We start from the raw sequence: 25,765 nt of genomic DNA, 5'->3' as shown, positions 1-25,765 counted from the left end.
AAGTTCTTATGGGTAGGCTTGTCAAAAATACGCAGATTTGTGTAGAGGTCTATATTTACCAGCAGGTTGGACGGCCAAGGTTTCCCCTTTCGGGAAGATTTGCAAACCAACGAGCTACTTCACTTCTAAATATTTCTGAATATCTGGAACGAAAAAACCTTCCGTTGGGATATAGGTCGTCCCCATCAAGGACTCTGAGATGATCCGGTATTGGGGGGGCCCCTGCTCCCCAGTACACAAAGTCATTACTCACAAGAACATTTTCAGAGCCAAGATCTCTATCGAAGTTGGCTTTATTTAATTCGCCGCCTTCAAGACTGTGATGCGAATCTTCTTGTATCCATTGGCCTCTATCAAGATGGTAAATGTTGTCGCCAAAAGCAGCAGCTTTGCTTGAAGAAAAGCTTGCCTTTTTAACTGAGAAGCGCGGATCATCCCAGTACTGTTGAAAACTTAGCTTCTCGGTGACTCGCATGGCGAAAATCATTCTTTCTTCGAGATTTAGCGCTTTACTGCCAAAGCCAAAAACTAAATCTCCGACCTGTGCTCCTTCCCTAATTTGTGGTTTGCAGGTTGCAAGTGTGCAGACGCCATGAAACGGGTTGGGCGCGAACCCAAAGTCCCTTGACAGTTTGTACGAATAAATTCTTGGCATGGCGTTCATTGGCATTTGACGCGGGCGATTTTGCGTCCCTCGGGAGATTGCTTGGGTGCTTCCCATATTTCTTCACCGCCTAGCGCTTCAGGTAGCTGTGGGCTGTCAATACACACCAGTGCTGTGGCTAATTCGTCAAAAATTTGAGGAATGAATTTGACGTTCTCCACAACAGCAATAATCTTTCCTCCTGATGCCCTTGCACACTCAGCCGCCCCAGTTATGCTCTCTGGGGTCTTTTGAGGAATCAAGAAGATGCAAATTTCTGCATTAGCAATGCATTCTTTTACTTCGGCATTTACATTTTCGAGATTTCCTGCTTGCGCTGCCTCTGCTATCTCTAGATCCGCAGCAGACACACATACATCAAATCCCTTTTTTTGAAGTTCCTCGGTAACAGTAGGAACTGCCCCCTTCAAACCCTCGGTGTAGACAACACATGCTTTTCTTTGCGTGGCCATGTTTACTCCTTTTTAGGTAGAAATTTCGATGCGGCGTTTAATTGACGAATACAAACTCTCGAAATGGCTGGGGCTGAATGAGTAGCTTTGAAAGATAGTAGGGAGCTAGAACAAGCCTTAGCCCAGTTTTCAATTGCGTGTGTACTACGTTAGCCGGCGACAGCCTATCCTGCACTAGTCCCCAAATCCTAAATTTCTTCGTCATGACGAAGACTTTAGGAGTGCTAATGCGTCAGCGGGCGGCTGCAGGAACTCTCGCAGGCTTATCTGACCATCAACGAAACGCTGAGAGTGGGCCTCATCTGCTTCACTGAGCGAGAAACCTTCTAGACCGACGGAGGCCCGCGCATAGTTGACCGCCGATTGCCGGCGGCTGCGTTCGGTATCCGATATGGTTTTGCGGGGCTGTTGCCTGCATTTACCCGTGCCTGCCATGGTGCCTCCTTGCCGTAGGTAACTCGATCTTACAAGAAGTATGGGTAATTTGGTTTAGGTGCACTTAGCCACAGAGGTGACGCGCTGAAATTGTCTTGTTTTACCTGCTATGGACGCCAGTATCGGCTGCGTACTAGCCGTAGTTTCCAAAGAGGCTTTGCCTCTCTGGACTCTCCACCCTCGCCGGCGGGAGCCTCGGGAGCAGGGGTTGCGGGCCGTTGGCCCAGAACTCCTGCCCTCGGCATAGCGTGGGGCGCTCCTGCCGCGTCAAGGGGCCGTGTCCTCGCCCTGTGGGCTGCGGGCCGCACCAACCCCTTGACCCGTCATCCGCTTGACAGCACCGCTACTGACGCCGTTTGGCCGGAAGAGGCGTCAAGGGCGGGACCGGAAGCCGCAGCCCGAAGCGCAGCGCAGGGAACGGGTGAGGATCCCGGGCGAAGCCTTCACCCTTGATGCCTCTGGAAGCCATGCAGCCTGTCGGCCGGGGGAGGAACAAGGCGAAGCCGCTGGGCCTGCCCCCGCGGCCAGTCCGGGAAGAACGGACGCGGGATGCAACCGAAGGGGTTGCCCAAGCGTAGCGCGGAGATATGTGCGGCCATAGAAGAAAAGGCCTCGCTGATGGCGAGGCCGTTACGGACGCAACATGCACATCACTTACCGTTGACGGAGCCGCCCGTTGCCGGTCCCCAGTTCTTGCCCATGTTCTGCAAGACGTGTTGCCGATAGGCTGGGTTCCACATGGTGTTGCCTGCAATCATGTGGTTGGTTCGGCCAGCAGTAACCATCATGCCCGACTGCATATCGCGGCGAGTCGTCTTAGGATTCACCACGTTGCCAATACCCTGCGCCATGCTCCTGAATGTCACAGCGTCAAAGGCGATGCCGCCAGCCAATCTCGCCCCTAAGCCACTCGTTTTTCTCTGCGCGAAGAAGATGATCAAGGCAAGGACGATGATCTGCAAAAACGAACTGATGGGATCGTGCGTGGTCGCGCTTATTACCCTATCGAAAAGCGCGTTAAACAAAGCCACCGCGCGCCCAGTCTTCGGCGTCTAACTTGGTGCGGAAGATCTTGGCCTTGGCCGGCCAGCCTGTCTTGCGAATGAGGCCTTTCCAAGTGCCCGAGGAAGTCTAAATGATCGCAGCCACGAGCACTCGGTATGACGCAAGCGCCGCATCACTGTACCGAAACGGTACCTGACCACAATTTTAGGAAATTCCCCCGGTGCGGGGCTGTACTGCGACACCTTCTAATGGCTTGAATCATCAGAAGATTTATAGATGGTGCCCGGGGCCGGAATCGAACCGGCACGCCTTGCGGCGGGGGATTTTGAGTCCCCTGCGTCTACCAATTTCACCACCCGGGCTAGGGGGTCGCGAGCGCGTCCAAGTGACGGCAGCGGGAGATGCGAAGACCGCGATTATATGCGGTCTTTGGCATCTTGTCAGGCGAGGGCCGGGCGGCCCTGTCGTTCAGGGGGCTGGCCGGGGGCAGCATACCCCCGACGCGCACCCCCTCTATCCTTACTTCTTCTCAGGCAGGAACCAGTTCATCACCAGCGCGCAAATCCCGCCGGTTGCGACGCCCGATTCCAGCACGCTCTTCACCGAGTGCGGCAGGTGCGACAGAATTTCGGGCACCTGCGACACCCCCAATCCCAGTGCCAAAGACACAGCGATGATGAGCAGCGCGCGGCGATCCAGCTGAATGCCCGCCAGGATATTGATGCCCGATGCGGCCACCGCACCAAACATCACCATCGCGGCGCCGCCCAGAACGGGCTCAGGCACGGCTTGCAGGACGCCGGCCACGACCGGGAACAGGCCCAGCAGGATCAGCATGCCGGCAATCCACACGCCGACCTGGCGACTGGCGATGCCGGTCAGCTGGATGACGCCGTTGTTCTGCGCGAATACCGAGCTGGGGAACGTGTTGAAAACGCCGGCCAGCAGCGAGTTCGCGCCGTTGACCAGGACGCCGCCCTTGATGCGCTGCATCCACAGGGGGCCTTCAACCGGCTGCTTCGATACCTTGCTGGTGGCGGTGACGTCGCCGATGGCTTCCAGGGACGTGACCAAGTAGATGATCAGCATCGGCACGAACAAGGCCCACGAGAAGCCCAGGCCGAAGTGCAGGGGGACCGGCACCTGGAAGAGGGCGGCTTCGCGGGCGCCGGTGAAGTCCAGGCGGCCCATGTAGGCGGCGGCGATGTAGCCGACGGCCAGCGCCAGCACCAGCGCGGTGCTGCGGATCCAGACGACCGGGACGCGGTTGAGCAGGATGATGGTGCCCAAGACGAGGCCGGACAGGGTCAGGTTCTCGGCGCTGGCGAAGGTGCCGTTGGCCATGGCGCCGAAGCCGCCGCCCATGCTGATGAGGCCGACCTTGATGAGGGTCAGGCCGATCAACAGCACGACGATGCCGGTGACGAGCGGGGTGATGAGGCGTTTGACGAAGGGCAGGATGCGGCTGATGCCCATTTCGACGAAGGAGCCGGCGATGACGACGCCGAAGATGGCGGCCATGACGGCTTCGACCGGCGTGCCTTGCTTGACCATGACCGAGCCGCCGGCGATCAGCGGGCCGACGAAGTTGAAGCTGGTGCCCTGCACGATGAGCAGGCCGGCGCCCAGGGGCCCGAAGCGCTTGCACTGGACGTACGTTGCGATGCCGGAGATGACCAGCGACATGGAAACGATCAGGGTGGTGTCGCGGCTGCTGACGCCCAGCGCCTGGCAGATGAGGAGGCCGGGGGTGACTATGGGGACCAGGATGGCCAGCAGATGCTGCAGGGCGGCGACGAAGGCGACGGGCGGCGCGGGGCGGTCGTCGGGGCCGTAGACCAGGTCGTGGGGGGCGTCGGTGTCGTGGGACGCACCGTGGGGGGCGGGTTGGGAGAGGGAGGCGGGTTGCATGGCGGGAGGGCCGGCCGGGGAGGGGGAGGTGAGAAAAGTGCGGGATTTTACCGGGGCCAGCCGGTTGTCAGGTTGCAGGGCCGCCACCCCGGCCTTGAAAAGTTCCCATTGGCCCCCACATCAGTAGGGTTTCCCGGCGCCTGCGCAGGCGCATCGCCCTAGCCGCCGGATATTTGTCCCTAATTTATTTTCCGAGCCACGTAGAACTATGAGCCAAACCGCCACGAATTCCGCGTCCGAAACCCTGGGGTTCCAGGCCGAGGTGAAGCAGCTGCTTCATCTGATGATCCATTCGCTGTACAGCAACAAGGAAATCTTCCTGCGCGAGCTGGTGTCGAACGCGTCGGACGCCTGCGACAAGCTGCGCTTCGAGGCCATCGACCAGCCGGAATTGCTGGAAGGCAACGGCGAACTGGCCATCACGGTCAGCTACGACAAGGCCGCCCGCACGATCACGATTTCTGACAACGGCATCGGCCTGTCGCGCGACGAGGCGGTGGCCAACCTGGGCACGATCGCCCGCTCGGGCACGCGCGAGTTCTTCTCGCAGCTGACCGGCGACAAGCAGAAGGATGCGCAGCTCATCGGCCAGTTCGGCGTGGGCTTTTATTCGTCGTTCATCGTGGCGGAAAAGGTCACGGTGGTGAGCCGCCGCGCCGGTTCGACGGAAGCGATCCAGTGGGAATCGGACGGCCAGGGCGAGTTCACGATTGCCGCCGCTGAAAAGGCCTGCCGCGGCACGGACGTGACGCTGCACCTGCGCGCCGACGAGGACGAGCTGCTGAACGGCTGGAAGCTGCGCGAGATCCTGCGCCGCTACTCCGACCACATCTCACTGCCGATCCGCATGGCCAAGGAAGAGTGGGATCAAGAGAAGGGCGAGCAGGTCAAGACCGACGAACTGGAAACGGTGAACCAGGCGAATGCGCTGTGGGCCCGCAACAAGTCCGAGGTGACGGAAGAGCAGTACCGCGAGTTCTACAAGACGGTTTCGCACGACTACGACGACCCGCTGGCCTGGACGCACAACCGCGTCGAAGGCCGCAGCGAGTACACGCAGCTGCTGTACGTGCCCAAGCACGCGCCCATGGACATGTGGGACCGCGACGGCCGCCACGGCGTGAAGCTGTACGTCAAGCGCGTCTTCATCATGGACGACGCCGATCAGCTGCTGCCGTCGTACCTGCGCTTTGTGCGTGGGGTGATCGATTCGGCGGACCTGCCGCTGAACGTGTCGCGCGAAATCCTGCAGGAAAGCCGCGACGTGCGCGCCATCCGCGAGGGCTCGGCCAAGCGCATCCTGTCGCTGCTGGAAGACCTGGCCGAGAACAAGCCGGAAGACTACGCAACGTTCTGGTCGGAGTTCGGCCAGGTGCTGAAGGAAGGCGCGGGCGAAGACGCGGCCAACCTGGAGCGCATTGCCAAGCTGATGCGTTTTGCGTCGACGAACTCGGGCGATCAGGCGCAGACGGTGTCGTTTGCCGACTACGTGTCGCGCATGAAGGAAGGCCAGGACAAGATCTATTACGTCACGGCCGACACGTTCGCCGCGGCCAGCAACAGCCCGCATCTGGAAATCTTCCGCAAGAAGGGCATCGAGGTCCTGCTGCTGTCGGATCGCGTTGACGAATGGATGCTGTCGTATTTGCGCGAGTTCGACGGCAAGCCGCTGGTGTCGGTGGCCAAGGGCGGCCTCGATCTGGCAGAACTGGCCGACGAGGAAGAAAAGAAGCACCAGGCCGAAGTGGCCGAGGACTTCAAGCCGCTGGTCGAGCGCCTGCAAAAGACGCTGGAAGACCAGGTCAAGGAAGTGCGCGTGACGCTGCGCCTGGTGGATTCGCCGGCGTGCGTGGTGGTGGGCCAGAACGAACTCAGCCCGCACCTGCTGCGCATGCTGAAGGCCGCGGGCCAGGAAGCGCCGAACGTGAAGCCGGTGCTGGAGATCAACCCCGAGCACCCGCTGCTGGCGCGTATCCGTTCGGCTGACGACAGCGAGTTCGATCAGTGGGCGCGTCTGCTGCTGGATCAGGCGCTGCTGGCCGAGGGGGCGCAGATTGCGGACCCGGCGGCGTTCGTGAAGCGCTTGAACGCGTTGCTGTTGAAGTAAGCGCGTTGGGGTAAATGGAGGGCGTCCGGGGAGGACGCCCTTTTTGTTTGTAGGGGGCTTTGCTTCCCGATCGGTAATTTTTGTGGCTGAGGCGGGCAAAACAGGTTGAAAAATTCCCGATCGGTAATATCAATGCGTTTTCTTTGAATATTTTGCAAAAAATTCCCGATCGGGAAAAACAAGACCCAAATGCGCTCAAACCTAGCTAAAATTCCCGCACGGTAAAAAAGGAGGTGGCGATGGCTTCGAACGTCGACGCGTTTCCCGTGACGGTGCAAACCTCGGCCGAAGTGGGCGAACTGGTAAGAGCCGTCCGGCGGTCCCAAGGGTTGCTGCAAGTGGATCTGGCTGGCCTGTCCGGGACCGGCAATCGCTTCGTGGTGGACCTGGAGCGAGGCAAGCCGACGCTGCAGTTGCAGAAGGTGTTGGATGCGCTGGATCTGCTCGGGCTGGAGGTGCAGATCGCACCCAAGCGCGCGAGGCTGCCGTGAGCAACGTAGACGCGCTCGATCTCTACCGGGATGGCCAGAAGGTCGGGCGCCTGTTCGACGAGCAGCCCCTGCGCTTCGCGTATGACGACGCGTGGGTCGCTCACCCGGACGCCCGTCCGATCTCGCCGTCGATACCGCTTGTGCAAGGTGATCAATCCACTGAAGCCGTCCACGCCTTCTTCGAAAACCTGCTGCCCGAAGGCCACGTGCGCAAGTTTCTGCAAGCCAGCCGGCATGCGACGACGGTGTTCGGATTGCTGCGCAGCGTCGGCGGCGACACCGCGAGTGGATTGACGATTTTGCCGCAGGGGGAAGTTCCTCAGCCCGCCCAGTATCGACCCGTGACTTGGCCGGAAATCGCTGCGTGTCTGCAGCAGGCAGGCGTGCCGGCGCTGGTGGCCGAGAACGTTGAAGGCACGCGGATCTCGCTCGCGGGGGCGCAGGACAAGCTTCTGCTGACGGTCATGCCTGACGGTTCACCCGCGCTGCCGGAAGGTGCGGCCCCTTCCACTCACATCCTCAAGCCGGATATCCGCGGACTGGATGGGGTGTGGGCATCGGCCCTGAACGAGACGCTGGTCATGCAACTGGCGGCAGCACTTGGGTTGGGCGTTGCGCAAGCCATTTATCAACCGGAAACGCGCGCGTGTCTTATTCAGCGTTACGACCGCATGCCCGACGGACTGGGCGGTTTACGGCGACTGCATCAGCTTGATCTGTGCCAGTTGGCGGGCAAGCCTTCGAACGTGAAGTACGAATCTGATGGCGGTCCGACGCTGTTGGATTGCCGCAAGTTGCTGGCGGCGACGGGTGTCGGTGGCCCGGACGTAAAGCGTTTTCTGCAGTGGATTCTGTTCAACCTGATGGTGGGCAACAACGACAGCCACGCAAAGAATCTCTCCGTGCTTCTGGATGGCGACGGGAAATACGTCCTTGCGCCGTTCTACGACTTGATGTGCACGGCAATTTACCCGGGGTTGAGCGCGCGGTTTGCATTTGCCATTGGCGGGGAAGACAAGCCGGGCGCCATAGGCAAGGAACAACTCGATGCCATGGCGAGCGATCTGGGATTTAACCCGCGCTATGTTGCTGCCGTGGCGCAATCGCTTGTCGGCGCGTTGCCGGACGCGCTGGCCCAGGTCAAGGCTCGTTTGTGGGACGAAGCACGGTTGGGAACAGAACGGACGCTTCTGGAGCGGCTGACGCGATGGATCACGACCAACACGCGCAAGCACGCAAAGCGCTGGGGACTGCATCCCTGACGGCGCGCCCAGGTGCCGGGTTCGACATCCGCTGATTAATGACCTGAAGTCAAAAGTGTTTGCCCGCCAGACGCCTTTTTCTGCAAGGATCCGGCGGTCATACTGCACGCCTGTCTATCCGATGCGCCGGCCATTTCAGGCCGGGCGCGCCCCAGGAACGTCCTGCCGGCGCCGTCGAACCCAAGGAACTTGCATGAATCCCCAAGAAACCCAGCCGGTGAAGGCCGGCCCGCCGTTGTTGGCGCTTGCCGTCGGTGCGTTTGGCATCGGCGTGACCGAGTTTTCTCCCATGGGCCTGTTGCCCGTCATCGCCGAGGGGGTGAACGTGTCCATCCCCAGCGCGGGCATGCTGGTCAGCGCCTACGCCATCGGCGTCATGATCGGCGCGCCGCTGATGACGCTGGCGTTCTCGCGCTGGTCGCGGCGCAAGGCGCTGATCCTGCTGATGGCGATCTTCACCATCGGCAATATTCTGTCGGCGCTGTCGCCCAACTACACGACGCTGCTGCTGGCCCGCCTGGTGACCAGCCTGAACCACGGCGCGTTCTTTGGCCTGGGCTCGCTGGTGGCCGCCAGCGTGGTGCCGCGTCATAAACAGGCCAGCGCGGTGGCGACGATGTTCATGGGGCTGACCATCGCCAACGTGGGTGGGGTGCCGGCCGCGACGTGGCTAGGGCAGACGATCGGCTGGCGGATGTCGTTCTTTGCGACGGCGGTGCTGGGCCTGGTCGCAATGCTGTCGCTGTGGCTGGCGCTGCCTGCGGGCGAGGCCGGGCGTCGTCCCAACGTACGTCATGAACTGGCGGTGCTGCGCAGCCCCGCCGTGTTGCTGGCCCTGCTGACGACGGTGCTGGGGGCGGGCGCGATGTTCACGCTGTACACATACATCGCGCCGACGCTGGCCGAGATCACGGGCGCGTCGCCGGCTTTCGTGACGGGCATGCTGGTGCTGATCGGTCTGGGCTTCACGCTGGGCAACGGCGTGGGCGGGCGCATGGCCGACCGCTCGCTCGATGGCACGCTGATTTTCTTCCTGGTGCTGGTGATTGCGGACCTGCTGGCGTTCCCGTGGCTGGCCTCCACGCCGGTCGGTGCGGCGATCGCGCTCTAGATCTTCGGCATTGCGACATTCGCGGTGGTGCCGCCGCTGCAAATGGGCGTGATGCGCGCCGCGACGGATGCGCCGGGGCTGGCCTCGTCGATGAACGTGGGCGCGTTCAACCTGGGCAACGCGGTGGGCGCGGCGGCCGGGGGCGCGGTGATCTCGGCGGGCATGGGCTACGCGGCGGTGCCGATTGCCGGGGCGCTGATTGCAACGGCTGGCCTGGCGCTGGTGCTGGTGCAGCGCGCCACCAACGTGCGCCGTCGCAAGGTGGCGATGCAGGGCTGCTGAGGTTATCCATGGCCGGAAACTGCTAGTTGAGTTGCCGCCGCTCCAACGGTTGTACGGCCAATCGCAATCCCATTGCCTTCAGGATGGCTGTGAGGCTACTAAGACCGGGATTTCCACTTGGGGAGAGTGTGCGATATAGCTGAGTGGGGTTCAATCGCGCCGTGGATGCCACGGTTTGAACGCCGCCGAAGGCCTGGGTAAGTTGACGCAACGCGATGAGCAGCTCTGCCTGATCCCCATCTTCCAGAACGCGGTTGATCAGGTCCGCGGCCAGTCCGGGGTCATTGCGGTACAGCTCGGCCATCGCCTCGTCGTGTGATCTGCTTTTCATGGTCTTTGTTCCCAGTCTGTGCGATAGCGGACGGCGCACGCAAGATCCGCCGATTGGGTGCCTTTGTCGCCGCCACATAGAAGCAGTACAACTCGCCGTATGACGGCGACCTTGATGCGGTTATCTCGCAGACTGTTCAGCCAATCGAGATAAGGATTCGTAGGCCCATCAGGTGCCAGGTAATGTTCGATTTCGACCATGCGGATATTCGTTTATTGACGAATTAAAGTCAAGCCGTATGGGGCGCTGACTCCGTGTCTCTTCATCTCCTCGCAAAGGGGCTGCGAGCTAACGGATGATCCGGCGAACGAAAGGAGCGGCGCAATGGAGGTGCGTGATGGATTCATCACGCCGGCGGCCGAGCACGCGGAAGGGGACGATGTCGTTTGTGTCTGTGTGAACGACGAAACAGGACGTATTGGGATCGACAAGAAAAAAGGGCGTCCCGCAGGACGCCCCTTCATTCAAAGCCAGGGTTCAAACCCAGGCCAAGTCCTCAAGCCTCGATCCGCTCCACCTTTCCGACGAGCAAGATATACGACAGCGCACCCAGCAACGCCAGCGACGACACATACACGATCGCCGGCGCAAAGCTGTCCTTGGACACCAGCAAGCCGATAACGATGGGCGTGCAGATCGACGACAGGTTGCCGACGAAGTTGAACACGCCGCCGGTGAGGCCCAGGAGGCGCACCGGCGCCAGCGTGGACACTAGCGACCACGTGATCGACGCCAGGCCGTTCCCAAAGAAAGCGACGGCCAGGAAGAAGATGACCCACGGCGTGGAATCCGTGAAGTTCGCGCCGATCATGGACGTGGAGATCAACAGGCCCAGGATGATGGGCAGCTTGCGCGCCATGCCGACCGTTGCGCCGCGGCGGATCAGGAAGTCGGACAGGACGCCCGAGCACAGCACGCCGATGAAGGCGGCCAGAAAGGGCACCGACGCCAGGAAGCCGGACTTGATGAAGTCCATGCCACGGTACTTGACCAGGTACGTGGGGAACCACGTCAGGAAGAACCACAGCGTGGAGGTCAGGCAGAACTGGCCGAGGTACACGCCCCACAGCTTGCGCTTGCTCATGACCAAACCCAGGTCGTTCCAGTTGAACGGGGCCTTCTTTTCGCGCACGCGCGTGTCCAGGTCGACGACGCCGCCGCCTTGCTGGATCAGTTCGATCTCAGCCGCGTTGGCGCCTTTGAACTGGCGCGGTTCGCGGTAGATCATGAACCACAGCACGCCCCAGATGATGCCCAGGAGGCCCGTGCTGACGAACACCATGTGCCAGCCGTAGTGGTGCTGCAACCAGGCCAGCACCGGCGTCAGGAACGCCAGGCCGACGAACTGGCCGGACGTGTAGAAGCCGATGGCGGTGGCGCGTTCGCGTTCCGGGAACCAGGTGGTGACGACGCGGTTGTTGATGGGGTAGGCCGGGGCCTCCAGCGCGCCCACGGCCAGGCGCAGGACGAACAGGATGACGAAGCTGCCGGCAAAGCCCATGAAGAACGTGGCCGCGGACCACAGGATCAGCGCGGCGGCGTACAGCACGCGGGGGGACACGCGGTCCACCAGCCAGCCGCCGGGGATCTGCATGGCGGCGTAGGTCCAGCCGAAGGCGGACAGGATCAGGCCTTCATGCCAGGTGTCCAGGCCGAACTCGTCCTTGAGGGCGGGTGCGGCGATGGAAAGATTGCTGCGGTCCAGGTAGTTGATGACGACGGTGATGAACAGCATCACCATGATGATGTAGCGGCTGCGGGTCGGGCGCTGGGCGCTCTGCAGGCCGGTGTGGGCGGCGGTGGACAATGGTGTCTCCTCTCTCTTTTATCGGCTTACCATTCGGCGAAGCTGCCGTCGGCGTGACGCCAGATGGGGTTGCGCCAGCGGTGACCCACTGCGGCGCGTTCCTTGACGTATTCCTCGTTCACGTCAATGCCCAGGCCGGGACCTTGCGGGATCGCGACCATGCCGTCCTCGTAGGCAAAGACCTCACGGTTGCTGACGTAGTCGAGCAGGTCGTTGGCGGCGTTGTAGTGGATGCCCAGGCTCTGTTCCTGGATGAACGCGTTGTAGCAGCCGGCGTCGATCTGCAGGCACGTGGCCAGCGCGATGGGACCAAGCGGGCAATGCAGCGCCAGCGCGACGTCGTAGGCTTCGGCCATCGCGGCGATCTTGCGGGTCTCGGTGATGCCGCCGGCGTGCGACGGGTCGGGCTGGATGATGTCGACGTAGCCTTCGGACAGCACGCGTTTGAAGTCCCAGCGCGAGAACAGGCGCTCGCCCAGCGCGATGGGCGTGGACGTCAGCGGCGCCAGTTCCTTCAGCGCTTCGTAGTGTTCGCTCAGCACGGGCTCTTCGATGAACATGAGCTTGAACGGATCAAGTTCCTTCATCAGCACCTTGGCCATGGGCTTGTGGACGCGGCCATGGAAGTCCACGCCGATGCCCACGTTCGGGCCGACGGCGTCGCGCACGGCGGCAACGTTCTCCAGGCACTTGTCGACCTTGTCGAACGAGTCGATGTATTGCAGTTCTTCGGTGCCGTTCATCTTGACGGCGGTGAAGCCACGCTCGACGGCGCTCTTGGCGGCCGCGGCGGTATCGGCGGGACGGTCGCCGCCGATCCACGAGTACACGCGGATGCGGTCGCGCACGTTGCCGCCCAGAAGCTGCGAGACGGGTACGCCAAGGTGCTTGCCCTTGATGTCCCACAGCGCCTGGTCGATGCCGGCCAGCGCGCTCATGTGAATGGCGCCGCCGCGGTAGAAGCCGCCGCGGTACAGGACCGTCCAGTGGTCTTCGATGTTGCGGGGATCCTTGCCGATCAGGTAGTCCGACAGTTCCTCGACGGCGGCCGCAACCGAATGCGCGCGGCCTTCGACGACGGGTTCACCCCAGCCGACGATGCCTTCGTCCGTCTCTATCTTCAGGAAGCACCACCGGGGCGGCACGATGTAGGTGGTGAGCTTGGTGATCTTCATGCTTGTGTCTCCTGGGCAGGATAGGCGCGTTGCCAGGCCGCGACGAAAGCGCGCGCGTTCTGGCCGGTTGCTTCGGCCGACAGGCCGGGTTTGTACAAGGCGGAGCCCAGGCCGAAGCCGCTGGCGCCCGCCTGGGCGTAACTGGAAAGGTTGTCGGGCGTGATGCCGCCCACGGGAACCAGCGCGATCGGCGGGCGCATGACGGCGCGCCAGGCCTTGAGCACGGCGGGGCCCAGCTGCTCGGCCGGGAACATCTTCAGCACGTCGGCGCCGGCGGCCAGCGCCGCGAAGGCTTCGGTAGGCGTGGCGACGCCGGGGCAGGACGCCATGCCCAGTTTCTTGGCCTGACGGATCACCGCCGGGTCGCTGTGGGGCATGACGATGAGTTCGCCGCCCGCCTGCTGGATGCGTGCGCAGTCATCGGGATTGAGAACGGTGCCGGCGCCGATGAGGCAGTCGGTGGGCAGCGCGGCGCGCATGGCGCGGATGCTGTCCAGCGGATCCGGCGAATTGAGCGGCACTTCGATCAGGCGGAAACCCGCGTCGTACAGCGCCTGCCCGACGGGCTCGGCTTCGGCGGGCGTGATGCCGCGCAGGATGGCGATCAGGCCGCAGTGGGCCATGGCGGTTTGGAGACCGGGATGGTTCATCGAAGGTTCCTAGGCGGGAATCGGGGTGGAGGGAGTGACAAGGCCGGCACAGATGGCCAGGTGCCACAGGCCGCGCTCGGTCGCGTTCTGCGCCTGTTCGGGCACGCCCAGGCCGTAGTGCTGCATGGCCAGGGTGTAGCGCTTGCACAGCGCCGGGTCGCCGCACAGCACGATGCGCGGCAATTCGCCCTGCTGGCGCAACATCTCGGCCAGCGCGGCGACTTCATGGCCGATCAGGAGGCCCGACAGATAGTCCGCCTGCGATTCGGTCGCCAGTTCGCCGGTCAGGCCCAGCGCGCGCGTGCTGAAGATGGTGGACATGACGCCCGCTCGGCCCGCTGGCGCGCCGGCGATCTTGACGCCGCGCTCGAAGGCAGCCAGGTCAGGGGTGGGGGCGTCCGCCATCGTGCGGCCCAGAATGGTGTGGCCGCGCAGCGCCGCGTAGACCTCGCCGGTCATGAACGTGTCGAAGTGAGTGACGCGGCCGCGGCGCGCGTTGACCCATTTGGAGTGCGTGCCGGGCAGTCCGATGAGCACGCTGTCGGCGTTGACGTTGGCTTCTTCCGCCATCACGCCGAACACCTGGGTTTCTTCCCCGCGCATCACGTTGGGCAGGCCGTGGCGCTGGATGAGGCCGGGAACGATGTGGACGGGCGTGCTGCCCGCGCGCTCCACCACCGTCAGCAGCGTGCCGATGCGTTCTAGGTCGACGGGCACATCCAGGTAGGCGGCTTCCTTCCAGCCCTGCGCGCTGCCGACCATGCCGCACGCGATGACGGGCAGGGCGGGCTCGGCGCGCAGCCAGTCGCCGCAAGCCTGTTCAAACGCCAGCTCAAAGCCGGACAGCGTGGTGGTGGCGGCGCCGTCCTGCAGCGGTTGCGGCAGGCGCATGATGCCCCAGGGCAGATGGCGCGTATCGAGCGTGCGGCCTGTGGCATCCAGGCGGTAGGCGCGCAGCGAAGAGGTTCCCCAATCCAGCGCGATAAGAGCCGCAGGGGGGGGCGATCCGGTATTCATCAGAGTCTGTCTCGTCTCTGGCCGCGCATCGGGCGCCGTCGCAGCGCCGTTGGGGGGGGGGGCGCGGGACCGGGCGAGGGGGGCGCGGACCTTGTTGTCTGAAATCTGCCGTGCGCGCGCGGGAGACGCGCAGCGCACGAATGGCAAAAATTCTAGTCCAGCGCTTGAAAAATCTCAAAATATAGAATTAAATCCCACATACAGGGAATTTGAGGTGCTTTTGAAGTGCTTTTGAAGTGCTTTTGAAGTGCTTTTGAAGTGCTTTTGACGTTGCCTTTGACATGGCCTTTGTATGGACAGGCGACATGCTTTGTTCGCCCGGCGAAGCGCCCTGGATTCCCGCTTTGCTCACGTATCCGTGCCGCGGCGCCGGGTATGCTTGCCAATCTGCCCCGCCGCGCCGCAACGCCCTCTTCGCAACATGACCGCCACCACACTGCCCCCCGAGCCATCCGCCCCGCTTGACCCCGACGCCGCCGCGCCCGCCGGCACGCAGACGCTGATGCGCGGCCTTGCCGTGGTGCAGGCCGTGGCCGATGGCGCACGCGACCTGAAGGAGATCTGCGCGCGCATCGGCGTGGCGCGCAGCACCACGCACCGGTTGGCAAGTTGTCTGGTGCAAGAGCGCTACCTGCGCGCGTTGCCGGGCGTGGGCTACGTGCTGGGCCCCAAGCTTATTGAGCTGGGATTCCAGGCGCGCGAGGCTTTTCCGCTGGCGACGCTGGCACGCCCTTATCTGGACAGCCTGGCCGAACTGACCGGCGACACGATCCACCTGGCGGTGCGCGACAACAACGACGTGCTGTATCTGGAAAAAATCCCGGGCAAGAAGGGATTGGAAATGCGTTCGCGGGTGGGCCACCGCATGCCGCTTGCCGCAACCGGCGTCGGCAAGGCGCTGTTGCTGGACGCCGACGAATCGCAATGGAAATCGCTGCATCGCGTGGGCGCTCCCGTTTCATCCCGCGCGCCGGGCGGGCAGCAGGGATGGGAGGCGTTCCGCGACCGCATGCGCGACTACGCGTCGCAGGGTTATGCGTTCGACCTGGAAGACAACGAGCCCTCGATCCGCTGCGTGGCGGCGCCGGTGCGCGATGCCTCCAGCGGCATCGTGGCCGCGATCAGCGTGTCGAGCACCGTGCCTTATATGTCGCTGGAGCGCATGCGCGAGATGGTGCCGGTAGTGCAGGGCGCGGCGGCGGGGATTTCGGCGGAGATGGGGTGGAAGGTGGAGCGGGGGTGAGGGCTAATCAGGCTGATGATCCCGGAGCGCGTGGCTTTCGACACGCTGTTGATTTGCAGGCAGAGTTGACCCACTTTTACGTTTGATTTGCATCTAATTCTGACCCACCTCGTGAACACTATCCTGCTCGGTACCCGTGCAGGAGACAGGAGTGATCGACGTGGCTCTTCTCAGCATTATTCGCCGTTGGCACTTGCGTGATCATGTCTCTTTACGAGAGATTGCCAAGCGACTTGGCATATCGCGCAACACGGTGCGACGCTATCTGCGCTCGGGCACCATTGAACCAACCTACAGCCGTGCGGCTGGGCCTACCGTTCTAGACGGCTATGCGGAGAAGCTCTCGGCATGGCTCAAGGCCGAGGCCAACCGCACACGCAAGCAGCGACGCTCGCTATTGCAGCTGCACCAGGATCTCTGCGCTCTAGGCTACACGGGCTCTTACGACCGTGTTGCCGCTTTCGCGCGACGATGGCGACAGGAACAACAGGAACGATCTCAGACTTCAGGACGGGGCACGTTCGTGCCATTGACGTTCGCACCAGGCGACGCCTTTCAGTTTGACTGGAGCGAGGACAGTGCGGTGATCAACGGCGAGCGCACCAAGCTCCAGATCGCGCAGTTCAAGCTTTGCCACAGTCGCGCCTTCTTCCTGCGCGCCTACTGGCTCCAGACGCATGAGATGCTGTTCGATGCGCACCATCACGCTTTTGTGGCGTGGGGAGGCATCCCGCGTCGAGGTATCTACGACAACATGAAGACCGCTGTGGATAGGGTCGGCCGCGGCAAGTCACGCGAGGTCAACGCCAGATTCTCCAGCATGGTCAGCCACTATTTGTTTGATGCGCAGTTCTGCAACCCCGCGTCAGGCTGGGAGAAGGGACAGATCGAGAAGAACGTGCAGGATAGCCGGAGGCGGATCTGGCAACGCCTGCCCCACTTTTCGAGCTTGGAAGCGCTTAACGACTGGTTGGCCGACGAGTGCGTCAGGCTGTGGCAACAGATACGCCATCCGGCATGTGACCAGAGCATCTGGCAGATATGGTCCGAGGAACGCCCATTTCTGATGCCTGTTGGCCAGCCGTTCGACGGCTTTGTGGAACACACCAAGCGCGTTTCCCCCACATGCTTGATCGCCTTCGAACGTGACCGCTATAGCGTCCCCGCGTCCTACGCCAACCTGCCCGTGAGTTTGCGGGTCTATGCAGATCGCCTCGTGGTCGTCGCCGAAGGTCACGTCATCGCGCAGCATCCTCGCCACATCAACCGGCGCCATGACCGTGGTGCCACTTTCTACGACTGGCGGCATTATCTCGCCGTGCTGCAACGCAAGCCTGGCGCGCTGCGCAATGGGGCGCCGTTCACCGCGTTGCCGGAAGCATTTCGCCAACTTCAGGCACGGCTTCTGCCTCACGCTGGCGGGGATAGAGAGATGGTGGAGATCCTGTCGTTGGTCTTGTTGCATGACGAGCAACTGGTCCTCGCCGCAGTGACCTTAGCGCTGGAGGCCGGTACGCCATCGAAGCAAACCATTCTCAACATCTTGAGCCGACTGCTCGACGGCACACCGCTACCGCCGCTGACGGCGCCCCAAGCGCTCTCGCTCACAGTCGAACCCGAGGCGAACGTCGGCCGCTACGACACCCTCCGCACTCAGGAGCCACGTCATGCAGCATGAACTCATGATCGAGCGCTTGAAGGCGCTCAAGCTGCACGGTATGGCTCAAGCGCTCACCGACCTCGTGCAGCAAGACTCTCCGGCATACCAGAGCTGCTCTCCCATCTTGAGCCAGCTTCTACGGGCCGAGCTTACTGAGCGAGAGGTGCGATCTATTGCCTATCAGATGAAGGTGGCCAAGTTCCCAGCATATCGAGACTTACAAGGCTTTGACTTCGGATGCAGCGAGGTCAACGAAGCCCTTGTTCGGCAACTGCACCGCGGCGAGTTCATCGAACCCGCTCACAATGTCGTATTAGTTGGCGGCCCTGGCACCGGCAAGACGCATCTGGCGACGGCCTTCGCGGTTCACGCCATCGAACACCTGCGTCGCCGAGTTCGCTTCTTCTCCACGATCGAGTTGGTGAACACGTTGGAGCTCGAGAAGCAGGCCGGCAAAGCTGGACACCTCGCCCACCGGCTCATGCACTCGCACGTCGTGATTCTCGACGAACTCGGGTATCTGCCATTCAGCCAAGCCGGCGGTGCGCTGCTGTTTCACCTCATCAGCAAGCTCTACGAGCACACAAGCCTCATCATCACCACCAATCTCAGCTTCGCTGAATGGGCAAACATATTTGGGGACGCAAAAATGACGACTGCGTTGCTCGACCGACTCACCCACCACTGCCACATCGTCGAGACCGGCAACGACAGCTACCGATTCAAAAACAGCAGCACGCAGCCCAAAAAGGAGCGTAAAACAGCCAAATCTGTGGCAACCCTGACCCAATCAAATTAGGGCTGGGTCAGTTTTCGATGCAAACGCTGGGTCAGTTTTCAGTGCAAACCAACACTCTACGCTCTTGTCGGCGTCGATGTGGATGCTGTTGCGTTGCGCCTGCAATAGCAGCTGGCCTGTGTGGGCGATATGGCGCATGTCCCCACGCTGAGCGAACGTACCCACGCCGTTGCCGGCATTGACGACCACGCGTTCGCCGGCCGTCAGTTGCAGGTTTGCGTGGGCTGCGGCGTCCAGATGCGTGCCCGCGGCTAGCGCGATGGCGTGCGGTGTGCCTGCGGCGATCCCTGCCGGGGCGGAGAGCGCCATGACCGGCGCCGAGCCTTCGCCCGTTCCACTGGCCTGATCATTGGCGCCGTGGCCAAGGGCTCGCACCAGCGCAGTCAGGTCGTGGCGCGGCTCGGGGTCGTGGAGGACGCCCTGATGCGCATCGGCGTAATTGCCCAGGCTTCGGGCCAGGTGAAGCGCAGACTCCAGCACGGCCACGATTTCCGCGCGGTCGAGTTGGCCGCCTTGGGCGTTGGCTTGCGCCTCCGTCGTCAACAGCAGGCCTTGCGCCGCGCGCAACGTCCCGTGCAGGTCCGTGCGCAGCTCAAAGCCTTCACCGCGCGGCGCGCCACCGGTGGGACGCGGATGGGTCATGTAGCCCAGATGCAGGTGACTGGTGCCATGATCGTTCATCAGTGCAGCGCTGATTTGCGACGGGGTGTCGTCCAGACGTAGTTCACTGGCTCGGCTGCCTTTGTGTTCCTTGCTCTTGACCGTCGCCAGATCCTTGAACTTTGGCAGTTCGTACGGCGGCAATTGGAGGCGGTTGTAGGTCCGCCCGGTGATCACGGGCTGGTCCGGGTCCCCGTCGAAGTAGGAGACGATGACCTCCTGGCCAACGCGCGGAATGGCCATGTGGCCCCAGGTTGCGCCCGCGATGTTGTGCGAGACGCGAATCCAGCAGGAACTGTGTTCGTTCTGCGTGCCTTCTCGATCCCAGGGGAATTGGACCTTCACGCGTCCATATTCGTCGGTATGGATTTCCTCGTTGGGCGGTCCCACCACCAAGGCATTCTGCGGACCATCGATGCGGGGCCTGGGCAGCGGCTCTGCACGCCACTCGGCGTCGTCCGGCACGAGTTCCGCTTCGTATCGGTAATGCGTTCCTAAATGGGCGTCGGCGCTTTCTTCGGCCTGGCTCGCGTGTTGCTTGCCCCAGTGGATGATGCGCACCGGACGCCAGCCGCGGTTGAAGTCTTCACGCGGGTGCCCGGTCAGTGTGAAGGAGATGCCGGGCTGCAAGCGTGGATCGTCGCCTTCGGCGAAGGCGACGTGCGCATCGCGCCGGTGGCCGCGCAGGCGGTTTTCGGCGAAGGGCTTGCCGGCTTCGTCGAACTTGGCGCGGGCCGGGTAGTTGTAGTGCTCGTAGCGGCGGCCCTGGTGGGTCAGGTCCTGTCCATCGCGGCTGTGCTGGTGGGTGTAGCGGGGATGGTGGAACGTGTAGTCGCGCTGCGTCTGGCGAGCGGTGCGCACGTTCTCGGTGTAGGCAAAGCGGCGCAGCGCAGGTTGGGGCTGGTCGCCGCCGGGCGTGGGGTTGTACTGCACCGGCTCGTCGCCCACGCGGCCGTGAATGAACAGACGATCGCTGTGGACCAGTTGATGGCCCTCTGCACCATGGCGGAAGGAATAGAAGAAACCTTCCTCGCGCATGATGCGTTCGACGAAGTGATAGTCGGTGTCGCCGGCTTGCACGCAGTATTCACGGGACTGGTGCTCCGTGGTGTTGCGTAGCTCGTAGTCTTGGGTCAGGCCATGCGCCTTGAGCACGGCGTGGACAATTTGCGGGACGGTCAGGCGTTGGAAGATGCGCCAGTCGGAACTGAGCTTGAGGCGTGCCAGGCGCGGTTCAACGATGGCCGAGTACCGTGTTCGGCGAAAGCCCGTGTCGCCTTGCACGAAGGACGACACTGCGCCGTGCACATAGCGGATCGGGGTCTCGCCATGCCAGAGGGTAAGAAGTGCGGCGCGGTCCAGCACCTTGCCGAAGTCGATGGCGGCATTCGCGCTGGCCAGTTCTACTTGCAGCAAGAAGGTCTCGGACAGGCCTTCTTGCAGCGTGAATTCGACCACGTCGAAGGGCTGGTCGCCGATGGCGAAGGTGAAGCGCAGATCGGATTGGGTAGGCATGACGTGCTTCCTGCAACGACAGACCTTTCCCCGCACTGATGAGTGCCAAGTCCGCCTATAGGCAAGCGTCCGGCGCGATCAGTAGACCGCAATGGATGCGTATAAGGTACGTCTCCATTACGACACAGCGAACTTTCTTTGGATACGAGACTGATCCTATTTTTGGCAGACTCGCCAAGTGAGAACGGGGCGATCGATGGCGATGGCCCCCGTTCTGCAATTGGGCGTTGCACTTTGCGCGGCCGGTGCGCTTCTATCCGCAGCGCGCGTGGTGGATGTTGAGGAGTGTGCCCCTATCCCCGACCACCCCGCCGCTCGATCGTAGACAGCATCTCCAGCAGCACGTCCATATCCACTGGCTTGACCAGATGCGCATCGAAGCCGGCTTCCATCGACTCCCTGCGGTCCTCTTCCTGGCCCCAGCCGCTCAGCGCAAGAATCGTTGCGCGTTCGCCCCAGTCGAGGGTTCGCATGTGGCGGCAGGCCTCGTGGCCTGTCATGCCGGGCATGCCGATGTCCATGAGGATCACCTGCGGACGGACCTGGTTGCCAAGGGCAATGGCTTCTTCGCCGTCGTAAGCGGCAGTGACGTCGTGGCCTTCCAGGGCAAGCACGGCGACCATTGATTCGACCGCGTCACGGTTGTCGTCGACCACCAGCACCTTGCGCGCGGTGGGCGATAGCGCGCTGGCGGATTGCTCGGGTGCGACTGCCTGGATGCCGGTCACAGGCAGCCGGACGACGAATGTGCTGCCTTTGCCTTGGCCTTCGCTATGGGCGCGCACCGTGCCGCCATGCATTTGCACCAGGCGCTTGACAAGCATGAGGCCAATGCCCAGGCCGCCCTGCGCGCGTTCGAGCGTCCGGTCGACCTGCGTGAACATCTCGAAGATCCGGTCGAGCTGGTCGGGTGGGATGCCCGAGCCGTTGTCGCGGACCGCGACGTCGACGGTGTCCTGGCCCGGGTCGACGAAGAGCTCGATGTCGCCGCCGGGGGGCGTGTATTTGGCCGCGTTTGAGAGCAGATTGCCGAAGACTTGCGTCAGGCGCTCGGCGTCGCCCTGCAGCGTGATCTGCGCGTCGGGCTGCACCAGCCTCAGCCGGTGCCCGTGTTCTTCCAGGGCGGGGCGGCAAGCCTCGATGGCGTGCTGCAGGACCGAGTCCAGCGTGAGGGCGGTGAGGCGAAGCTCGAGCTTGCCGCGATTGATGCGGTTGACGTCGAGCAGGTCGTCGACCAGCCTGACCAGCTGGCGCAACTGGCGGTCCATGACTTCGCGGGCGCGTGCCGTCATGGCGGGATCGCGCTCGGCGCGCTTGAGCACTTCGAGCATGTTGCGCAGGGCGGCAAGCGGATTGCGCAACTCATGCGCCAGCACCGCCAGGAATTCGTCCTTGTGCCGCCGTTCACGCGCCAGTTCCGCTTCCGCGATATGACGTTCGAGCAGTTCGGCGGCCTGCCGCGCAAGCAGATCGATGTAGCGCAGCGCCTCTGGGGTGGGGCCGCCGGGCCACGTGTAATGGTTGTTGAGCATGCCGAGCAGCTGGCCGCTGCGGCTGAGCAGCGGCGTGCATTGGATCGACCGGATGTTGTCCGCCAGGATGACCTCTAGCCCCGGGGTGCCTCGCAGGTCCGTCAGTTGTTCGACGTCGGGCACGACCAGCCGTGCCAGATTCTTGGCGGCCTCGGCGCAGCTTGCTACCCAGCCGTCCTGCGCGAAATGCTCGACGAAGTGTGAGCTCAGGCCCTGGTGAACGGCGATGCGCAAGGTGTTCTTGGCGGGATCGTAGATCTGGATGTTGCCTTTCTCGGTGCCGGAAATGTCGGCGGCCGCGGCCAGGATTTTTTTCAGAAGCGGTTCGAATTCGCCGGGGCCGACGAGTTCGGCGCTCAGCGCCTGCAGTCTGGCCAGGGCGTGGACTTCATGCCGAAGATGCGCGGCCGCGCGGTCCCGTTCGACCACAATGCTGGCCGCCAACGCGCCGAACTCCGCGACACGCTGCTCCCAGGTGCTCAACGCAGCAGCTTGAGGCAGAAACAACAGAAACCAGCCGACGGGCGCACCATCGGCAGCCTGTGCCGGTTGGGCGTGACAGGCCCGGATACCGTGTCGCGCGCAAAGGGATTGCCAAGGCGCCGCCCACATCGCCGCGTCCTCGATATGGAGGCATCCCGTTGGCTGGTCACACCGCGCGGCAAGGCCCGGCGCGAAGAGCGCCTGATCGATCGACTGCCCGCGCAGGCCCGCGGCGAACTCGGCAGGCAATTGCGAAGAGTATCCGTCGTGCACGGTGGTGCGGCCCGCGCCGGCCAGAATGACGCAGGCGCGCGCGTCGGGAAGCAAGCGGCCGACGGCATCGGTAAGCGCCTCCAGGCATGCCTTTGCCGGCGTGCCGGACGCCGATGAAAGCAGGATCTGGCGCTGCGCTTCATGCAGCGCAGTGTGGCTTGCGGATTCTGGCGGCGGGCAAGTCAAGCAAGTCTCCTTCCTGGTGCCCCCAACGCATCAGTCATCTGGCGGGAACGATGCATGGATGGAGGCGTTTGGCCTGTGGCGCCGCGGTGTGCGCCCGAGAACGGCTTTGAATATTTACATGGATCCCGCCCCGCGAGTGTTGCAATTTGTCGGTCAGCCGTCACGGATCGTCGCGAAGTTGTCGAGTTCTTTCAGGCGTCCGCAGTGATCGGGGGCAATGGCAACAGCCGCTGCTGGATGTGGGCCATCGCCGTCTCCAGTTGCTCGACCAGCGCCTGCGCGGCGGGCGACAGCGTGCGGTCGCGGCGATGCAGCACGCCGATATAGCGGCGCGCCGACGCGTCGCAGAGGGGCGTGCAGAGAAGGCCGGACAGGTTCAGCTCTGGCAGCGCCAGCCGCGGCAGCACACTGACACCGAGTCCCTGGCGCACCATGCCGGCCGCCGTGCCCATGTGCGTGACGTCGTAGCGCAGCGCGGTGGTCGGGGCCCCGACCTCATCGCGCACGGCGCGGTCGAATTGCTGGCGCGCATGGGACCCCTGCGAGAGCAGGATCAGGTCGTAGCGCAGCACGTCGCGCCAGTGCAGCATCCCCGGCGCCTCGCCCAGCGGGTGACCAGCGGGAAAGACGGCGCAAAAGCAGTCTTCGCCCAAGGGGGTGAACGTCAGGTCGGACGCCGGCTCGGCCTGCGCGGCCACGGCGAACTCGATCTGGTTGGTGCGCAAGAGGGCGACCAGTTCGTCGTTGTGGGCCTCGACCACACGCACCTTCAGCGCCGGGTGCGCCTGGCGCAGCGTGCCGGTGGCGGCGGGCAGAAGTGTCAGAGCGGCCGAGGGCAGGGCGCCCAACGCCACATTGCCGCGCCGCACGGCAGCCAGATCCGCCAGGCTGCGGTAGGCCTCTTCGAGGTCGGCGATGGGCCGCTGCACGCGGGCATAAAAGTCCTGTCCGGCCGACGTCAGGCTGATGCTGCGCGTGGTGCGTTCGAACAACCGCAGGCCGAGCACTTCTTCAAGGTCCTGGATCAGGGCGGTGAACGAAGGTTGCGTCACGCCGAGGTGATTGGCCGCGTGCGTGAAGGAGCCGGTGTCCACCGCGAGCAAAAAGGCCTTGAGCGGCCGGTATTTGATATTGATAGCCATTGGCTAATAATAGTGAAGAAATATCTATTTGTGTCTAATAATCTGCCGGACGATGATGACGTCTACCGAAGCCCTCCGGATTCATAGACGTTATGGACGCATCGAGCCACAAGCCCTTCCGGCTGGGCGCCAACTGGCGCCAGAGCCAAGACGGCGACGCCGTCATCACCTCCATCAACCCGGCCGACGGCAGCATCGCCGGCATCGTCACGCGCGCGCTGCCGCAGGACGTTGACACCGCTGTCGCCGTCGCCTGGGACGCTTACCAAAACAAGCCCTGGCGCAAGCTGCGTCCCGACCAGCGCGCCGCCACGCTGTACGAAATTGGGCGCCGCCTGTCCGCCGAGCGCGAGCCGTTGGCGCGCCTGCAGATGCTGGACAGCGGCAAGCCCTACAAGGAATGCCTGAACATGGTCGACAGCGCGGCCGGGCATTTCCGCTATTACGCCGCCGTGTGTGAGACGTGGCAGAACGAGATGACGTCGCCGCGCGGGGAATACTTTTCCATGGCCTTGGCCGAGCCCTTTGGCGTGATCGCGGCCATCACGCCCTGGAACTCGCCCATCATGAACGAAGCGCAGAAGGCCGCGCCAGCGCTGGCCGCGGGCAACGCGGTGCTGATCAAGCCGTCCGAGGAAACGCCGCAACTGGCGCTGGAACTGGCCCGCATCTGCGCCGAGGCGGGACTGCCGGAAGGTCTGCTGACCGTCCTGCCGGGCCACGGCGAAGACGTAGGCGCGGCGCTGGTCAGGCATCCCGGCGTGCGCATGGTGTCGTTCACCGGGGGCACCGAAACCGGCCGCGCCATTGGCGGCATCGCGGGCCAGCGTCTGATTCCGGTCGGACTGGAACTGGGCGGCAAGTCGCCGCATATCGTCTTTGACGATGCGGACCTGGATCGCGCGGTGGCAGGCGTGGTGTCGGGCATTTTCGGGTCGGCCGGCCAGAGCTGCGTGGCGGGGTCGCGTCTGTTCGTGCAGAAGTCCATTTACGGGCGTTTCATGCAGGCGCTGGTGGAGCGCACGCGGCAGGTCCGCGTCGGCCTGCCCGACGATTCATCCACGCAGATGGGGCCGCTGGTCTCGCGCGCGCATCGCGACAAGGTGGCGGGCTATGTGGACATCGGCCGTGCCGAGGGCGGGAAAGTCCTGGTCGGAGGCGCGGCGCCCACGCAGGGCGAACTGGCCAACGGATGGTTCTACCTGCCGACCGTGATCGATGGGCTGGGCAACGGCGCCCGCGTGTGCCAGGAAGAAATCTTTGGACCGGTGCTGGTGGCGCTGCCTTTTGAGGACGAGGACGATGTGGTCCAGCAGGCCAACGACACCGCCTTCGGCCTGGCCGCGGGCATGTGGACCGGCGACTACGCCCGCGCCTGGCGCGTGGCGCGTGAGATCGAGGCCGGCTCCATCTGGATCAACACCTACAAGCAATCGCATATCGCGACCCCGTTCGGCGGCTTCAAGGCCAGCGGCATCGGGCGCGAGAAGGGCCTGCACGGCCTGCGCCTCTACAGCCAGGTCAAGAGCCTGTACTGGGGCATGCACGACAAACCAATGGGACTTTGAGCAA

The 25,765-nt window shown here is 63.2% G+C and carries 20 protein-coding genes, 1 tRNA gene and 1 pseudogene; 8 read left to right on the top strand and 14 right to left on the bottom strand.

Annotation, left to right across the window (positions count from 1 at the left end; translation table 11 throughout):
- Positions 1-55 precede the first annotated feature (55 nt).
- The 6 genes from LN047_RS25585 to LN047_RS25560 all read right to left on the bottom strand — a co-directional run bounded on the left by LN047_RS25585 (position 56) and on the right by LN047_RS25560 (position 4,467).
- On the bottom strand, positions 56-664 hold the full coding sequence (locus LN047_RS25585) for a hypothetical protein (protein ID WP_373980578.1): 609 nt from the start codon (positions 662-664) through the stop codon (positions 56-58).
- Complete coding sequence (locus LN047_RS25580) at positions 661-1,116, bottom strand: hypothetical protein (RefSeq protein ID WP_373980577.1); 456 nt, start codon at positions 1,114-1,116, stop codon at positions 661-663. The genes LN047_RS25585 and LN047_RS25580 overlap by 4 nt, the downstream gene beginning before the upstream one ends.
- A gap of 201 nt (positions 1,117-1,317) precedes the next feature.
- Positions 1,318-1,551 carry an antitoxin VbhA family protein gene (locus LN047_RS25575; RefSeq protein ID WP_373980576.1) on the bottom strand — a complete coding sequence of 78 codons (234 nt, stop codon included), beginning with the start codon at positions 1,549-1,551 and terminating at the stop codon, positions 1,318-1,320.
- A 650-nt stretch (positions 1,552-2,201) separates the two neighbouring features.
- A complete protein-coding gene (locus tag LN047_RS25570) occupies positions 2,202-2,513 on the bottom strand; it encodes a hypothetical protein (RefSeq protein WP_373980575.1) in 312 nt (103 codons plus the stop codon).
- Positions 2,514-2,833: 320 nt separating this feature from the next.
- Positions 2,834-2,918 (bottom strand) — tRNA-Leu (locus LN047_RS25565).
- A 157-nt stretch (positions 2,919-3,075) separates the two neighbouring features.
- Positions 3,076-4,467, bottom strand: a complete 1,392-nt coding sequence (locus LN047_RS25560) for a uracil-xanthine permease family protein (protein ID WP_373980574.1) — start codon at positions 4,465-4,467, stop codon at positions 3,076-3,078.
- Between the two features lie 208 nt (positions 4,468-4,675).
- Between LN047_RS25560 and htpG the strand changes: the two genes are divergently transcribed.
- The 4 genes and pseudogenes from htpG to LN047_RS25540 all read left to right on the top strand — a co-directional run bounded on the left by htpG (position 4,676) and on the right by LN047_RS25540 (position 9,720).
- Complete coding sequence (htpG, locus tag LN047_RS25555) at positions 4,676-6,574, top strand: molecular chaperone HtpG (protein WP_373980573.1); 1,899 nt, start codon at positions 4,676-4,678, stop codon at positions 6,572-6,574.
- Between the two features lie 239 nt (positions 6,575-6,813).
- Positions 6,814-7,065 carry a transcriptional regulator gene (locus tag LN047_RS25550; RefSeq protein WP_373980572.1) on the top strand — a complete coding sequence of 84 codons (252 nt, stop codon included), beginning with the start codon at positions 6,814-6,816 and terminating at the stop codon, positions 7,063-7,065.
- Complete coding sequence (locus LN047_RS25545) at positions 7,062-8,327, top strand: type II toxin-antitoxin system HipA family toxin (RefSeq protein ID WP_373980571.1); 1,266 nt, start codon at positions 7,062-7,064, stop codon at positions 8,325-8,327. Before LN047_RS25550 ends, LN047_RS25545 begins: the two co-directional genes overlap by 4 nt.
- A 193-nt stretch (positions 8,328-8,520) precedes the next feature.
- A pseudogene (locus LN047_RS25540) lies at positions 8,521-9,720 on the top strand (MFS transporter).
- A 22-nt stretch (positions 9,721-9,742) separates the two neighbouring features.
- Here the strand turns inward: LN047_RS25540 and LN047_RS25535 are convergent.
- The 5 genes from LN047_RS25535 to LN047_RS25515 form a co-directional block, all read right to left on the bottom strand.
- Positions 9,743-10,051 (bottom strand): DNA-binding protein, encoded by a 309-nt coding sequence (locus LN047_RS25535; protein WP_373980570.1) that lies wholly within the window; start codon positions 10,049-10,051, stop codon positions 9,743-9,745.
- A gap of 496 nt (positions 10,052-10,547) precedes the next feature.
- A complete protein-coding gene (locus LN047_RS25530; RefSeq protein WP_056324855.1) occupies positions 10,548-11,858 on the bottom strand; it encodes an MFS transporter in 1,311 nt (436 codons plus the stop codon).
- A gap of 26 nt (positions 11,859-11,884) precedes the next feature.
- Positions 11,885-13,033, bottom strand: a complete 1,149-nt coding sequence (gene dgoD, locus LN047_RS25525) for a galactonate dehydratase (RefSeq protein WP_373980569.1) — start codon at positions 13,031-13,033, stop codon at positions 11,885-11,887.
- Complete coding sequence (locus LN047_RS25520; protein ID WP_062839854.1) at positions 13,030-13,683, bottom strand: 2-dehydro-3-deoxy-6-phosphogalactonate aldolase; 654 nt, start codon at positions 13,681-13,683, stop codon at positions 13,030-13,032. Before LN047_RS25520 ends, dgoD begins: the two co-directional genes overlap by 4 nt.
- 9 nt (positions 13,684-13,692) lie before the next feature.
- Entirely contained in the window at positions 13,693-14,700 is a 1,008-nt protein-coding gene (locus LN047_RS25515; protein ID WP_373980568.1) for a 2-dehydro-3-deoxygalactonokinase, read from the bottom strand.
- Positions 14,701-15,121: 421 nt separating this feature from the next.
- Here LN047_RS25515 and LN047_RS25510 point away from each other — a divergent pair, with 421 nt between their 5' ends.
- The 3 genes from LN047_RS25510 (at position 15,122) to istB (ending at position 18,402) form a co-directional block, all read left to right on the top strand.
- Positions 15,122-15,943, top strand: coding sequence for an IclR family transcriptional regulator (locus LN047_RS25510; RefSeq protein WP_128829335.1), 822 nt, complete (start codon positions 15,122-15,124; stop codon positions 15,941-15,943).
- Between the two features lie 151 nt (positions 15,944-16,094).
- The gene (gene istA / locus LN047_RS25505; protein ID WP_108627539.1) at positions 16,095-17,621 is read left to right on the top strand and encodes an IS21 family transposase; all 1,527 of its coding nucleotides are present in this window, start codon (positions 16,095-16,097) and stop codon (positions 17,619-17,621) included.
- Entirely contained in the window at positions 17,611-18,402 is a 792-nt protein-coding gene (istB, locus tag LN047_RS25500; RefSeq protein ID WP_054458908.1) for an IS21-like element helper ATPase IstB, read from the top strand. Before istA ends, istB begins: the two co-directional genes overlap by 11 nt.
- Here istB and LN047_RS25495 read toward each other — a convergent pair.
- The 3 genes from LN047_RS25495 to LN047_RS25485 all read right to left on the bottom strand — a co-directional run bounded on the left by LN047_RS25495 (position 18,394) and on the right by LN047_RS25485 (position 24,193).
- Complete coding sequence (locus LN047_RS25495; protein ID WP_373980567.1) at positions 18,394-20,577, bottom strand: type VI secretion system Vgr family protein; 2,184 nt, start codon at positions 20,575-20,577, stop codon at positions 18,394-18,396. The two genes, istB and LN047_RS25495, sit on opposite strands and share 9 nt — an antisense overlap.
- A 293-nt stretch (positions 20,578-20,870) precedes the next feature.
- Positions 20,871-23,051 (bottom strand): ATP-binding protein, encoded by a 2,181-nt coding sequence (locus LN047_RS25490; protein ID WP_373980566.1) that lies wholly within the window; start codon positions 23,049-23,051, stop codon positions 20,871-20,873.
- Positions 23,052-23,242: 191 nt separating this feature from the next.
- On the bottom strand, positions 23,243-24,193 hold the full coding sequence (locus LN047_RS25485) for a LysR family transcriptional regulator (RefSeq protein ID WP_056324879.1): 951 nt from the start codon (positions 24,191-24,193) through the stop codon (positions 23,243-23,245).
- A 92-nt stretch (positions 24,194-24,285) separates the two neighbouring features.
- Between LN047_RS25485 and LN047_RS25480 the strand changes: the two genes are divergently transcribed.
- Positions 24,286-25,761 carry an aldehyde dehydrogenase gene (locus LN047_RS25480; protein ID WP_373980565.1) on the top strand — a complete coding sequence of 492 codons (1,476 nt, stop codon included), beginning with the start codon at positions 24,286-24,288 and terminating at the stop codon, positions 25,759-25,761.
- Positions 25,762-25,765 lie beyond the last annotated feature (4 nt).

The sequence above is a fragment of the Achromobacter sp. JD417 genome, assembly GCF_041879325.1.
Classification (GTDB): domain Bacteria; phylum Pseudomonadota; class Gammaproteobacteria; order Burkholderiales; family Burkholderiaceae_B; genus Achromobacter; species Achromobacter mucicolens.
The sequence above is the reverse complement of the archived record's forward strand: the minus strand, read 5'-3'. Positions and strand labels throughout refer to the sequence as shown.

What these genes read in the sequence shown, in the direction of transcription:
- LN047_RS25520 (WP_062839854.1), bottom strand. Translation starts at nt 13,683, where the DNA reads ATGAACCATCCCGGTCTCCAAACCGCCATGGCCCACTGCGGCCTGATC.
- htpG (WP_373980573.1), top strand. Translation starts at nt 4,676, where the DNA reads ATGAGCCAAACCGCCACGAATTCCGCGTCCGAAACCCTGGGGTTCCAG.
- LN047_RS25535 (WP_373980570.1), bottom strand. Translation starts at nt 10,051, where the DNA reads ATGAAAAGCAGATCACACGACGAGGCGATGGCCGAGCTGTACCGCAAT.
- LN047_RS25485 (WP_056324879.1), bottom strand. Translation starts at nt 24,193, where the DNA reads ATGGCTATCAATATCAAATACCGGCCGCTCAAGGCCTTTTTGCTCGCG.
- istB (WP_054458908.1), top strand. Translation starts at nt 17,611, where the DNA reads ATGCAGCATGAACTCATGATCGAGCGCTTGAAGGCGCTCAAGCTGCAC.
- LN047_RS25480 (WP_373980565.1), top strand. Translation starts at nt 24,286, where the DNA reads ATGGACGCATCGAGCCACAAGCCCTTCCGGCTGGGCGCCAACTGGCGC.
- LN047_RS25580 (WP_373980577.1), bottom strand. Translation starts at nt 1,116, where the DNA reads ATGGCCACGCAAAGAAAAGCATGTGTTGTCTACACCGAGGGTTTGAAG.
- LN047_RS25575 (WP_373980576.1), bottom strand. Translation starts at nt 1,551, where the DNA reads ATGGCAGGCACGGGTAAATGCAGGCAACAGCCCCGCAAAACCATATCG.
- LN047_RS25515 (WP_373980568.1), bottom strand. Translation starts at nt 14,700, where the DNA reads ATGAATACCGGATCGCCCCCCCCTGCGGCTCTTATCGCGCTGGATTGG.
- LN047_RS25560 (WP_373980574.1), bottom strand. Translation starts at nt 4,467, where the DNA reads ATGCAACCCGCCTCCCTCTCCCAACCCGCCCCCCACGGTGCGTCCCAC.
- LN047_RS25585 (WP_373980578.1), bottom strand. Translation starts at nt 664, where the DNA reads ATGAACGCCATGCCAAGAATTTATTCGTACAAACTGTCAAGGGACTTT.
- LN047_RS25550 (WP_373980572.1), top strand. Translation starts at nt 6,814, where the DNA reads ATGGCTTCGAACGTCGACGCGTTTCCCGTGACGGTGCAAACCTCGGCC.
- dgoD (WP_373980569.1), bottom strand. Translation starts at nt 13,033, where the DNA reads ATGAAGATCACCAAGCTCACCACCTACATCGTGCCGCCCCGGTGGTGC.
- LN047_RS25495 (WP_373980567.1), bottom strand. Translation starts at nt 20,577, where the DNA reads ATGCCTACCCAATCCGATCTGCGCTTCACCTTCGCCATCGGCGACCAG.
- LN047_RS25510 (WP_128829335.1), top strand. Translation starts at nt 15,122, where the DNA reads ATGACCGCCACCACACTGCCCCCCGAGCCATCCGCCCCGCTTGACCCC.